Origin of the sequence: Mycoavidus cysteinexigens (assembly GCF_003966915.1) — a bacterium.
Lineage (GTDB): Bacteria > Pseudomonadota > Gammaproteobacteria > Burkholderiales > Burkholderiaceae > Mycoavidus > Mycoavidus cysteinexigens.
Genome location: NZ_AP018150.1, coordinates 2397436 through 2409865 on the forward strand (window position 1 = coordinate 2397436; position 12430 = coordinate 2409865).

Annotated in this window: 10 protein-coding genes; 2 read left to right on the plus strand and 8 right to left on the minus strand. The window is 46.7% G+C overall.

Going from position 1 to position 12430, the window contains the following annotated elements:
* Window positions 1-3083: 3083 nt before the first annotated feature.
* The 8 genes from MCB1EB_RS10130 to MCB1EB_RS10165 all read right to left on the minus strand — a co-directional run bounded on the left by MCB1EB_RS10130 (window position 3084) and on the right by MCB1EB_RS10165 (window position 11053).
* Window positions 3084-4556, minus strand: coding sequence for a hypothetical protein (locus MCB1EB_RS10130; protein WP_126354022.1), 1473 nt, complete (start codon window positions 4554-4556; stop codon window positions 3084-3086).
* 514 nt (window positions 4557-5070) lie between these two features.
* On the minus strand, window positions 5071-5661 hold the full coding sequence (locus tag MCB1EB_RS10135) for a pilin (RefSeq protein ID WP_052393961.1): 591 nt from the start codon (window positions 5659-5661) through the stop codon (window positions 5071-5073).
* Between the two features lie 155 nt (window positions 5662-5816).
* Window positions 5817-6521 carry a TerC family protein gene (locus tag MCB1EB_RS10140; RefSeq protein ID WP_045366266.1) on the minus strand — a complete coding sequence of 235 codons (705 nt, stop codon included), beginning with the start codon at window positions 6519-6521 and terminating at the stop codon, window positions 5817-5819.
* 41 nt (window positions 6522-6562) lie between these two features.
* Window positions 6563-7444 carry a succinate--CoA ligase subunit alpha gene (gene sucD / locus MCB1EB_RS10145; protein ID WP_026921444.1) on the minus strand — a complete coding sequence of 294 codons (882 nt, stop codon included), beginning with the start codon at window positions 7442-7444 and terminating at the stop codon, window positions 6563-6565.
* Window positions 7445-7555: 111 nt separating this feature from the next.
* A complete protein-coding gene (gene sucC / locus MCB1EB_RS10150; protein WP_045364616.1) occupies window positions 7556-8716 on the minus strand; it encodes an ADP-forming succinate--CoA ligase subunit beta in 1161 nt (386 codons plus the stop codon).
* Window positions 8717-8767: 51 nt separating this feature from the next.
* Entirely contained in the window at window positions 8768-9214 is a 447-nt protein-coding gene (gene recX, locus MCB1EB_RS10155) for a recombination regulator RecX (RefSeq protein ID WP_045364613.1), read from the minus strand.
* A gap of 85 nt (window positions 9215-9299) precedes the next feature.
* Window positions 9300-10364 (minus strand): recombinase RecA, encoded by a 1065-nt coding sequence (recA, locus tag MCB1EB_RS10160; protein ID WP_026921446.1) that lies wholly within the window; start codon window positions 10362-10364, stop codon window positions 9300-9302.
* Window positions 10365-10486: 122 nt separating this feature from the next.
* Window positions 10487-11053 carry a cytochrome b gene (locus MCB1EB_RS10165; protein WP_045364609.1) on the minus strand — a complete coding sequence of 189 codons (567 nt, stop codon included), beginning with the start codon at window positions 11051-11053 and terminating at the stop codon, window positions 10487-10489.
* 53 nt (window positions 11054-11106) lie between these two features.
* Here MCB1EB_RS10165 and MCB1EB_RS10170 point away from each other — a divergent pair, with 53 nt between their 5' ends.
* Together MCB1EB_RS10170 and MCB1EB_RS10175 are read left to right on the plus strand one after the other, a co-directional pair.
* Window positions 11107-11799: a paraquat-inducible protein A gene (locus tag MCB1EB_RS10170; protein ID WP_052393959.1), complete on the plus strand. Its 693-nt coding sequence runs from the start codon at window positions 11107-11109 to the stop codon at window positions 11797-11799.
* Window positions 11796-12428 carry a paraquat-inducible protein A gene (locus MCB1EB_RS10175; protein WP_026921448.1) on the plus strand — a complete coding sequence of 211 codons (633 nt, stop codon included), beginning with the start codon at window positions 11796-11798 and terminating at the stop codon, window positions 12426-12428. The genes MCB1EB_RS10170 and MCB1EB_RS10175 overlap by 4 nt, the downstream gene beginning before the upstream one ends.
* The last annotated feature ends 2 nt before the right edge of the window (window positions 12429-12430 follow it).

Below are 12430 nucleotides of genomic sequence, written 5' to 3' on the forward strand. Positions count from 1 at the left end.
CTATGTTCTATAAAGCCTTCTTCTTTTAAGCGGTAAAACGCTATTTTCTGTGCCTCCGTCAAGCTAATCCCATCTAGACGAGCGAGGGAACGCTCAAACCAAGTCTGCAAAAACTGCTCATATAACTTAATTCGAGTCAGGCCCAGCGTTGCATCCCTCAGGGTAGGCAGAACGATCAAAGCCATTTTGAGCAAGAAGGGGGTGCCTAATAACTCTTTGACATTCGGAACATGGCTTAACGCGTCTTGATAGTCTGGCACCGTCCATGGGGGGCAAGCATGCTTAACATACTGATCAATATAGGTCTCAATCGCCTGTTCTGAAAACGGCGCAATCTCATATTCCAGCAAAGAGCGTGAATAGCCTCGCGGCTGAAAATTGTTTTGATAGCCTTGCGTTAAATACTCAGGTCGGCTGCTGATAATGATCTTGGCTTGCCATTTGCCTAGTTTTCCATCCGCATATAAGTTGCGGTGTTCAGCGGGAATTTCATCATAGCCATCTAAAATCAATATAAAGCGCTGGCTTTGGCGCAACGCTTCGATCTGCTCCGGCGAAAAACCACATTTATCCGACAAATACTGGCCAAGTAGATTTTTGTTCGGCTGATCTATGGTCGGCAACGAGATATAAAGAGCGATCGGTGTCTCATCCGAAGCCGTCGCGGCACCGTATTCTCGCCACAAGCGACGGGCCAACTGTCGGTTAAAAGTCGATTTGCCTGAACCCGCTTCGCCTCGCAGCAGCAGGACCTGATTTTTTTGCCCAGCATCATTCTTTTGGGTCAAAAAAGCCGTCACGGCTTCGTCTAAATTAAAAGCGGTCTTTTTATCCGCGGGAGTCGTCGCCTGCAGGGCAACATACATCGCCAGGCCATCTTGAATTTCTCCCGACTCTTCCCAAGCCGCAAAATATTCTTCTTCGATATTTTCGCCTAAGATCGCTAACGGCTCTTTCTTTGTTCTGAGTTCTATTTCTTGCTGATGTTTAAGCTGTTGGTGTTGTTGCTGTACAGTAAGGGCGAGCTCGCTGTGCAGCGCTTTCTCTATCTCGCCAAAGATGCGATCGACGAGCTTGACAAACTCAAGCCCGCCTAGCGTTGAAGACTGATCTTTTAAACGAGAAATACACTCGCTGTATCCGTGCCAAAACTTGTTCAGAAACGTTTGGGCTTCATCGCTGCTCACTAACAGCCGCTCGATCAGCTTAAACAATACCCCGTGCCGACTTTGATTCGGATACACTTCCCCGGCTTTGGTTTGCGCATCCAATCTGGGCATATCTTCCATCCGAACTGTCGTCGCTGGAATAAAATGCGCCAAGCAGGGCTCATAGCTATTGGGTGTTAACGAAACCGGGATAATGCCGTGCTGGTCTTGCCAGTGCTCGGCCCGGATTTGCAAAAAAGCCATTTCCGTCAATACATGATGGAACCCTGCTTTATATGGCTTCTCTTGTGAAAATTTCTTGACCACCTCACGAAGGGCCGAACTGCCCTGTTGTTCACAGTCTTTGAGGTAGGCTGCTCGAAGTTCCTGATAAAAATCTTCATAGTGCGACCACTCTAGGTAGCGTCCTAATACCTCTGAACAACACACCACGACCTTATTAACCGGTTTCACATCATTTCTTAAGCGAGCGGGCAACAAACAGAGCTGATTGGTTAAGATGTCTTCTAACTTACCGTCCTCTTTCGATTCTTCCGCGGAGCTTGAATACGTTTGCCCCATCGGGGTTTGATCCGAATAGAGGTTGACGCCTCGAATGTTAGATAATTTCCCGATTAAATATTTAGACGTACTGGCCTCGGCCTGTCCGTAAGCGGGATTGTCGTGAGCGTACACCAGAAATAGGCTGGGTTTATTCGATACTTTTAAGGAGCTCAACGTGGAGAGCGCCTTTTCAAACAGATAATCCACCAGCCCGCTTTTTTCCTCAGTAGGCGTGATCGTCTGAACTAAAACTAATTCACTCAGTGAGGACCGCCCCTCAACAAAATTAGGCTTGATCCCTTTAGATAAAGCGATAGAGGCATCCTGCGCTCTTTGTGCCGATAGCGGCCTATGTGTGTCTGCATCATTCCGGTTGATCGGAAGCAATTGATTTGGGGTAGGAGAAGTAGGATTATGTTCCCTAACGTTAGTCGCTGCAGCGGGCTCTTGAAGCCCACTTAGAAAAGTGAAAAACTCGTTGCGTATCGCATCAAAAGCTATTTTTGCTTGCCGATCACTAGGCTTTTTTTCATGTTCAGTTTTAGCCTTATTCACCGCCTCTGAATACGATTTTTTGGCTTCTTCTAGATTTCCCATCGCTTGATACGCGCGCGCCTGGCCTAACAAATGCTGTGAAGATATAGCTAGATGCTGTGAGGGTATAGCTGGCGATGACGAACGCACTCCGGTGCTGAAATTAAACAATTTTTCCCCCTACCCATTCTGGGACTATTTAGAAGGCGATGAAGGGCGCTAAAAAACAGCGCCGTCCTCGGGAATACATAGGCTGAATTGTAGGGGGGAAGGTCTAATTTGGGTAAGAAAATTCTGATATTTCGTATTGTGGGGCTTGCATTTGTATCACGAAAAATCGGTTCGATAAAACGTTCGCTTTGGCGAACGCCATCTGGAGAATCGGTACATAGCCACGGTGCGCCACGCCGCGGGCTACTTCCTGTGCAAAATACTCGTTTTGCAAATCTGCGTTCGATTTATTTCGTACCATTGACTATAGTGAACGAAACAAGCAACGGTGGATGGATATGAACATCGGCTACGCGTGTGTCAGTAAGGGCGAAGGTGGTTAACCAAGTCCAAGAATTGCACAATCACCTTGCAAACCGGGCGCCTCCCATATAAGTCATTCTCAGTAAATGTGATTCCTGGACGAGGTAATCGGGCTGTTTGCAAATAATGTGGGCCAGTTCTCATTTAATGTGATTCGGCGCAAGCGGATAGCCTCAATTAATCTGGTCCCAAAACGATCTATGCTATCGGGCCCAAGCTCGGATGTTATCGGGCCGCTACACTTATGCGCCAATTTTTTAAAAAATATTAAATAGATAAAAAATTAGTCATCTGGGTTGCTATTTAATCCAATAACTCAGACCGACGACCCTCTAATTTTCCAACAATTCCACATAAATATGAATCTATAGAGTTCCTAGCAACCAAATCAGTTGAATCAAATTGATTTAGAAAATTTACGTAAACACTTTTATCTCCATTCCAATTAGCAATAAAATATAAAATTGCTATTTTCGATTTAACCAAACTCCCGCCCTGCAATTTACTTAAATAATCCTTCAATGCGGGCACGCCTTTTAAATTACCCACTTGTTTCTTTAAAATCAAAAATTCTCTTTCTTCTTCTGTTACCTCATTCATTTCTTCTTGCGAAATATTTTTCATATTAATATATAAATCTATTAATGACTTTTGCAATTCATTAATACCAGCCCTAAATTCTTTTAAACGTTTATTATTTATTAATTTTACGCCCTCACTCAATTTACGTTTTTTTGTTTTTTCTACTAAATTTAATTTTTCTTTCATTTTAGAGAACATGCCTTTTAAAAATAAACCCACTGCATATCTAGCCACAGATTTATTATTATTAAATTGATCTAGAAATTTTGCATGAAATGTACGCTCACTTACAAATGTTTTTATATAAGTCAATGTTATTATATGCATTTTTTCCTCATTATTTTCACATTTCTCAACAAACGAATTAAGAGATTTTTTATCACATGGAATATAATTTAAATTAATCAATTTATTTTGATACAAAGATATTAATAAATTTTGTTGATTTTTAATTTTTATCATTCTATTATAACTTTCAGTTCTTTTTTTCAATTTCTTGCCAGTCAAATTCCATTTTTCAAACGAAACTGGCGCGGATTCATTATTTTTTGTCGGCAATAGAGACGTAAAGTCTTTGATGCTACTTAATAACTCACCAAGAGCATGTCTTATCGAATCATCATTAAGGCCATCAAAGGAAAATTGAGCCTGTAGCAGTGTTTTAGAATAGAGTGACTCAACATCCGTAGGGGTTGTGATGAGTGATTCAACATCTTTAGGCGCCACATCCCATTTCGGTGGCTCAGAGGATAATAAAAACTCCAATTCTTTTTCTGGATCCTGCGGTGCAACATTGCTTTGTCCTAAATCCATAGGAATTGCGCTATGCGCAGAATATTGGTCCATATAAGATTGAGGGATAAGAGGGGGGACTGGTTCGCTAGAGACAGGAAAGGAACTAGAGTACGGTGCGAGGTGATTATGCGAAATATATGCGCTGCTTGAGACATTATTCCCCGCACCATCAGGAGCAAAATTGAGCCTAGCATAATTGTCAGCGCGAATATTACTCTGGCGGGGCTGGGAAAGTGGGAGTGACGTAGGGGGGAAGTCAGTGATTAAATGACTCGACAGATGGCTTGAATTTATGTTACTTCGAGCAGATATAGAAGGCGAAGCGGTTTCTTGCATTGAATTAGAGTAAGGTACGTAAGCGCTTTGTGCTGATTGCCGAAAAGTCTTTGGGGGACTCATAATACTGAACTCCAAAATTTATTTTATTATTTAAATAAAACTCCTACTTTTTGAGGAGTTTTTTCTAACCTGCTATTACAAAATATCTAGAGCGGGTAGGAGACTTGATTGGCGCAAACTTTGCCTGCAAAACGAAGCATTTGATAGTTCAAAAAACTATTTCGACTGCTGTTCAAATTGTTTTGGAGGTAGCTTCATGATTTGAATCAAGATGAAGCTCAATCAGCAGAAAAAATCGACGTTCAGAGTAGAAATTTATTCAAATTTGAGAGAAAGATCTTGAGGGTAGAAATGGTATTCGACCACATCAGATTTTCGTTGGTGAGCGCGATAATTGTCGTAATAAGTTAGGCAATCATCGAGATCATTTTGCAGCTCTCAATCGAGCCACCAATTTTTTATAGGAGTGCAGCCTGAAAATTTCCACAGGACGATTTTATGAAAGCGCTCGTAGATTCTATTAACTTGTGCGGGAACTACCATTTTGCGTACTTTGACGCGCATGCACTCTATTTTAAGTCCGACATTCTGTCGGAGCAAGCCGACTCGGCAACGTAGCTGGCTCAGCAGGTAACGGCCCAGCACCAGGCGCAGGTAAAGATGAAGCCGTCTTACCCGCAGTAAAACATTCCCAACTAAGCGAGCCTGGCTGCGCAGTATCTACCGCCAGACTAATCCGAGCATTCGGTGAAACCGGATCGTTCAGCGTTGAAGGAACCAACACAAGTACGTTTGAGCCAGCAGGCGCTACGCGTGGCGTATATGCAATAACAATTTGCCCATTATGCGGAAGAATATGGATTGACTCAACATTGCGCGTTGCGCCAGGCGGGTTAAACCCGCTTGCGAACGGCGCTCCACTTGCCGCGTTTTCCGCCACGGCAAGCCGCGCTGACACCGCGAGCGACAAACCCTCTCCCACGCGACTACGGGCTAAATAATCTTGATATGCAGGAATTGCATAGGAGGCGACAATGCCGACAATCGCCAGCACAATCATCAATTCGATTAGCGTAAAACCAAACCAGCGGAGGTTTGAACGCAAATGCACGCGCTGCGCAAAACCCCAAAAATAAACTATGCTGTTATATAGCCACTTCACCATCGCACAAACCTCCGAAAATAAGAGGTGGAGACGCCTTGTTGCTAGTGAACACAACTGAATGATTCAATGGCCATCACGCCCGCACGCCCTATAATCGGGAGAATAATGAATAGAGAAATAGGCGGATAGTCGTCCGTTCGACTAAAAAGATAGCGCTAGGATTTGCCTCGCCGCGCACTGTGCCGCCTTTTAATTGCCATACCGAGCACTACCACCAGCACAGCGCCTATAACGCTCGCAATATAGCCCGCCAGCGGTGTAGCACGTATTTTTATTTTCTGTGTAAATGGGTCGCTAATGATAAGGCCACCCGCAATCCAGCCCAGTAACGCAGCGCCCGCTGCAATGATCGCTGGAAAGCGAGTCAACAACTTGAGCACTAACTGGCTCCCCCAAATAATGATTGGGATACTGAGCAACAAACCAAATATGACAAGGAAAATACGCTGTTCAGGCTGCGCTGCTTCCGCCGCGCCGGCAATCGCAATCACATTATCAAGGCTCATGACGAAATCCGCGATGATAATGGTTTTGATGGCCCCCAGCAGCCGATCAGCAGGTCGAATGTCATGCTCATCAGCTTCAGGGAGCATCAGCTTGACGCCAATCCAAAGCAGCATTAAACCGCCGAGCAATTTGAGCAATGGGATATGCAGCAAGGTGACCGCGAAGCCAACTAACAGCACACGCAGCAGAATTGCGCCCGCCGTGCCCCATAGCACTCCGCGCATACGCTGCTGGGCAGGTAAATTGCGGCAAGCCAGCGCGATCACCACCGCATTATCGCCACCCAGCAAAATATCAATCGCTACGATTTGCGCAACTGCGCCCCAATGAAGTTCTGTCAGCAGTTCTAGCATGAGCATCTCTCCCTTAAAGCCCAGTGCGATTTATGTCGATCTTACAACACTGATTTCAACAAGCGGCCCATTTCAGATGGATTTTTTGTAACTTTAATGCCAGATGCCTGCATAACTTGCAGTTTTTCATCGGCCGTGCCTTTACCGCCAGAGATAATTGCACCGGCATGGCCCATCCGTTTGCCTGGTGGCGCAGTCACGCCCGCGATAAAACCAACCACTGGTTTTTTCATATGTTCTTTGACCCATACAGCAGCCTCTTCTTCATCCGAACCACCAATTTCACCAATCATCACAACCGCGTCAGTCTCAGGGTCATCATTGAAAAGGCGCAATACATCGATATGCTTCAAACCGTTCACGGGATCCCCGCCGATGCCTACTGCCGAAGACTGCCCTAGACCTAGCGCCGTCAATTGACCTACCGCTTCATAAGTCAGCGTGCCTGAACGCGAAACCACGCCGATGCGGCCTTTTTTATGAATATGGCCTGGCATAATGCCGATTTTGAGCTCATCAGGGGTAATCACGCCAGGGCAATTTGGCCCCAACAATAGGGTTTTACGATTTTCGCGACGCATGCGATCTTTGAGCTCAATCATATCGCGTACTGGAATCCCTTCGGTGATGCAAATCGCAAGCTCAAGCTCAGCTTCCACCGCTTCCCAAATGGCTGCCGCAGCGCCCGCTGGCGGCACATAAATCACCGATACGGTAGCGCCTGTATTCGCTTTGGCTTCTTTTACACTGCCAAAAATTGGAATACCCTCAAAATCTTCGCCGGCTCTTTTGGGATTCACGCCAGCGACATAAGCGGCGCGGCCATTTGCATAATCACGGCAAGTACGGGTGTGAAACTGCCCGGTTTTACCAGTGATCCCTTGGGTGATAACTTTTGTATCTTTGTTAATCAAAATCGACATATATCAGCCTCTTTGCAGCTTTTTCGTTTGAGCTGGCGCGTGTTCAAAATACACGTTACAGCTCAATATGATGATCCGTATCCGGGGGAGTTAAGTCAGAATGACCCTAAATTATTTAGCCGCTGCCACGACTTTCTGCGCAGCTTCTTCCATGCTGTCGGCCGAAATAATGGGTAAGCCAGACTCGGCCAGCATTTTTTTGCCGAGATCTTCGTTAGTTCCTTTCATGCGCACGACTAACGGCACTTTTAATTGCACCGCCTTTGATGCGGCAATCACGCCTTCAGCAATCACATCACAACGCATAATGCCGCCGAAGATATTCACTAAAATGGCTTTTAGCTCAGGGTTCTTAAGCATGATTTTAAAGGCTTCAGTCACTTTCTCAGTGGTGGCACCGCCGCCTACATCCAGAAAATTAGCTGGCTCGCCGCCAAAAAGCTTAATCGAATCCATCGTCGCCATCGCCAGGCCCGCGCCATTCACTAAGCAGCCAATATCGCCATCCAATGAAATATACGCCAAATCAAATTTTGAAGCCTCTACTTCAGCCGGATCCTCTTCATTTAGATCGCGATACTCAACGAGTTCAGGATGGCGGAACAACGCGTTTGAATCAAAATTGAATTTAGCATCGAGCGCAATGACTTGACCTTCGCCCGTTAGAATCAATGGATTAATTTCAGCAAGCGAGGCGTCCGTTTCCCAAAATGCTCGATATAACCCTTGTAATACGGTGCGTGCTTGCGCCAATGAAGTTTGTGGGATGCCAATGCTTGTCGCCAAATGGTCGGCTTGCGCATCGGTTAACCCTTGGGTTGGCTCAACCGTTACTTTATGAATCAACTCAGGCGTTTTTTCAGCCACTTCTTCAATTTCCATGCCGCCTTCGCTGGACGCCATAACCGTCACGCGCTGCGTCCCCCGATCTACGACCAGGCCAATGTAAAGCTCTTTTTTAATATCTGCGCCTTCTTCGACCAGCAGACGCCGCACTTTTTGCCCTGCTGGGCCGGTTTGGTGCGTTTTTAATTGCATGCCCAAAATTTGGCCTGCATATTCGCGCACTTGATCAATCGACTTTGCAACTTTTACGCCGCCGCCTTTGCCACGGCCACCGGCGTGAATTTGTGCTTTCACAACCCATACCGGACCACCGAGCTCTTGCGCAACTTGCACCGCATCATCAACTGTAAATACCGGTTTGCCGCGTGGTACGGCAACCCCAAATTTGCGCAGGATTTCTTTACCCTGGTGCTCGTGAATATTCATTCGCTGATTCCTTTAAACAGGCCTTTGAAACCCTTGATTTTAACATAGCTCTCACTCTTCATCGCAGCCGCTTAGCAGACTTACGATGGTTGCGTGAGCAAACCCGCGCATCGCCAAAAAACGCGTTTGGCGCGCGCGCTCGATAGAAGTAGTGGGTAAGTTTCCGTATTTTTTACGCCAAATAGCTTTAGCACGGGTTAATTCAGATGACTGTAAATCTGCGCCAATCTGTTCGATTAACGTAGCGTCCAGCTCATGCTGCTTGAGTTCGTTAATAATCCGACGCACGCCGCAACGCGCCGCGCGACGATGCGCCACACTTTCAGCAAAGCGAGCATCGGATAAATAACCTTCTTCTTGCAAAACATTCAGTAGAACATTCAGGTCTGTTTCATGTTCTGCATAAGAGGCTAATTTGCGATGTAATTCAGCACGGCTGTGTTCTCGCCGCGACAGATAACCCAACGCGCGCGCCCTTAAACTAGGTTTAGCGTACATTGTCGCAACATATTAGGCTTTTTGAGAGAGGGTAAGGCCAACAGACGACCGAGAAATCATGCTGGCCTCCGCTGTGCGCGGTTGTTTAAACTTTTTCTTGAATTTCATCAGCGATTGTCACTGCATTCACGCCAAATGAAGCCCGTACTTTGTTTTCAATCTCACGTGCAATGTCCGGGTTTTCACGTAAGTACTCTCGTGCATTATCTTTTCCTTGCCCTGCCCGCTCACCATTGTAGCTATACCAAGCGCCCGCCTTTTCAACAACTTTAGCTTGTACGCCAAGGTCGATGATTTCACCCTCACGAGAAATGCCTTCGCCATACAAAATATCAAAAATGGCCTCACGAAATGGCGGAGCGACTTTATTCTTGACCACTTTCACGCGGGTTTCAGACCCAATCACCTCATCCGATTTTTTGATTGAGCCAATCCGACGAATATCGAGCCGTACCGAAGCATAAAACTTCAGCGCGTTGCCGCCCGTTGTGGTTTCCGGGTTACCGAACATCACGCCGATTTTCATTCGGATCTGATTGATAAAAATAACTAAGCAATTTGTCCGTTTGATCGTTCCGGTGAGCTTACGCAATGCTTGTGACATTAAACGTGCTTGCAGCCCAGGCAAAGAGTCGCCCATTTCGCCTTCAATTTCAGCTTTGGGCACAAGCGCGGCAACCGAGTCAATGACAATTAAATCGACCGAGCTAGAGCGCACCAACGCATCTGCAATTTCAAGCGCCTGCTCACCTGTATCAGGTTGTGCAATCAGAAGATCAGACGCTTTGACGCCAAGCTTTGCCGCATATTGAACATCAAGAGCGTGCTCCGCATCAATAAAGGCACAGGTGCCGCCAATTTTTTGCATCTCGGCGATCACCTGTAGAGTCAACGTGGTTTTCCCCGAAGATTCCGGTCCGTAAATTTCCACCACACGACCCCGCGGCAAGCCGCCTACCCCAAGCGCAATATCAAGTCCTAGCGAGCCCGTAGAAACGACTTGAATATCTTCAACCACTTCACCGTCGCCCAAACGCATAATTGAGCCTTTGCCAAATTGCTTCTCAATTTGCGCAAGTGCGGCGCTAAGCGCTTTGCCTTTTTCAGCGGTTAAACTCGCTTGAGCTTGACCTTTTTTACTTCCTTCCATGAATCATCCTTTGTAGAGACAAGCGGCGCTCCGTCTAAATACCGCCTAGCAAATTAGCATACCATATACTGTATAAAAAAACAGGTTACTTAGCAAGCCTGATTGCCAAAAAGCATACCTTATTACTTACACTTACACCATGGCAACATGCGCGCAAGCACACCATTGCGGTCAATGAACCGATGTTTAAGCGCCGCTAAGAAATGTAGAAGCACCAAGGTTGCGAGCGCATAGTTTAAATAAACATGCGCGGTTCTAAAAATGGGTTTCAGTGCAGGAGCAGGATCTATCAGTGCGGGTAACTGCACCAGGCCTAAATAAACCACCGGCGCACCTGCTGACGAGCTCAATAAATAGCCTGACAAAGGCACGGCAAACATCACCAGATAAAGTAGAAAATGCACTAAATGCGCGGCCCAACGCTGCCAAATAGGTAACTGAGAAGGTAACGCCGGCGGCCGATGCGTAGCCCGCCATAGCACGCGCAAGACCGCAAACATAAATACAGTGACGCCCAGCCATTTATGCCATGCGTAATACTGCATTTTATTTGGCGTACCCGCCGGAAGATCCGTCATCACCCACCCTAAGCCAAAGGTGCAGATTATCAAAAGCGCAATCAACCAGTGCAACGCAATGGCAGGTGAGGTATATTTAGATGAAGTGGTAAGAGCTGGTGTCTGAGTCATGAAAGAATCTCCTTTTTATATTCCGTCTTAGCGTTCTAAATCATTAAGCGATTATGGTACTACAACACAATACGCAAACTAATGAACTACTCGCTTGCAGCAAGTGCGACACCCTACATCGTAAAGTCCTGCTGGACAAACGATCGGTTGCGCGCTGTGCACAATGCAGGGCCATACTTGATCAGCCTGTGGTGCATCATACCCACACCCTGCTCGCCTTGGCACTAGCGAGCATGATTATGTTCGTCATTGCTAACAGCTTTCCGATTGCTACACTCGAAATACAAGGAAGCTCTAGTCAAACCACTTTGCTTAGCGGGATTGAACAACTCTGGCGCGAAAGCTCGCCGATTGTGGCGATACTTATTTTTAGCGCAACCATCTTGTGCCCCCTGGCAGAACTCGCTGCGTTGATCTATTTGCTAGCTCCATTGCAAGCGGGCCGCATAGCGCCTGGCTTTAATCTCGTAGCGCGCATAATTCAATGCGTGCGGCCATGGGCTATGCTCGAAGTATTTATGCTTGGTATTCTTATTACTCTAGTTAAATTATCGAGTCTAGCGCACGTGATTCCTGGTGCGGCGCTGTTTGCCTTTGGTGTGCTGACTTTACTGCTTACCTCACTGAGTACATTTAATCCCCAGCATTTTTGGCGACTCGCTCATGCCGCAGCAAAGACAACCGATAGCCAGCTGGAGAGTAAACACAAACTGGCCAACGCATCCGCCAAGGCCTTTTCGCAATGAAACGTCTGAGCGCTAAGCAGGCTGGCTTAGTGGCTTGCCCTATCTGCCAACACGTCCATCGTTATGAGCCTGCTCTCTCCACCCACCACCATTTGCATTGCATGCGCTGCGGTCACCGGCTTTATCTACGCAAACCGAATAGCCTAACGCGTACCTGGGCATTCTTAAGCGCCGCTGCGATCCTCTATCTGCCGGCTAATTTATTACCCGTAATGCGCACCCAATCCCCCTTTGGCATCCGAGATGACACAATTATGAGCGGGATCGCCCTTTTCTGGGCCAACGGCTCCTGGGCGCTAGCGACGCTGGTGTTTATCGCGAGCATCTTGGTCCCATTACTCAAATTGGCAGTATTAAGCTTACTTGTCTTAAGCACTCAATGCAAAGCAACTTGGCAACTCCGACAACGCACTGCGTTATATCGACTCGTTGAACGCGTAGGTCGCTGGTCAATGTTGGATATTTTTGTCATCATGCTGACCGTAGGCCTGGTCAAATTTAGTTCATTCACGGTTATTACCGCAGGTCCCGGCGCGCTTGCGTTTGGCGCGGTGGTGATACTTTCGTTACTTGCGTCGCGCCAATTCGATCCGCGATTGATGTGGGACAACCTCGATTCTATCGATTAACA

Coding starts and splice junctions, on each gene's coding strand:
- MCB1EB_RS10135 (WP_052393961.1), bottom strand. CDS start 5,661: ATGGTGAAGTGGCTATATAACAGCATAGTTTATTTTTGGGGTTTTGCG.
- MCB1EB_RS10165 (WP_045364609.1), bottom strand. CDS start 11,053: ATGACTCAGACACCAGCTCTTACCACTTCATCTAAATATACCTCACCT.
- MCB1EB_RS10140 (WP_045366266.1), bottom strand. CDS start 6,521: ATGCTAGAACTGCTGACAGAACTTCATTGGGGCGCAGTTGCGCAAATC.
- recX (WP_045364613.1), bottom strand. CDS start 9,214: ATGTACGCTAAACCTAGTTTAAGGGCGCGCGCGTTGGGTTATCTGTCG.
- sucD (WP_026921444.1), bottom strand. CDS start 7,444: ATGTCGATTTTGATTAACAAAGATACAAAAGTTATCACCCAAGGGATC.
- MCB1EB_RS10175 (WP_026921448.1), top strand. CDS start 11,796: ATGAAACGTCTGAGCGCTAAGCAGGCTGGCTTAGTGGCTTGCCCTATC.
- MCB1EB_RS10130 (WP_126354022.1), bottom strand. CDS start 4,556: ATGAGTCCCCCAAAGACTTTTCGGCAATCAGCACAAAGCGCTTACGTA.
- recA (WP_026921446.1), bottom strand. CDS start 10,364: ATGGAAGGAAGTAAAAAAGGTCAAGCTCAAGCGAGTTTAACCGCTGAA.
- MCB1EB_RS10170 (WP_052393959.1), top strand. CDS start 11,107: ATGGTACTACAACACAATACGCAAACTAATGAACTACTCGCTTGCAGC.
- sucC (WP_045364616.1), bottom strand. CDS start 8,716: ATGAATATTCACGAGCACCAGGGTAAAGAAATCCTGCGCAAATTTGGG.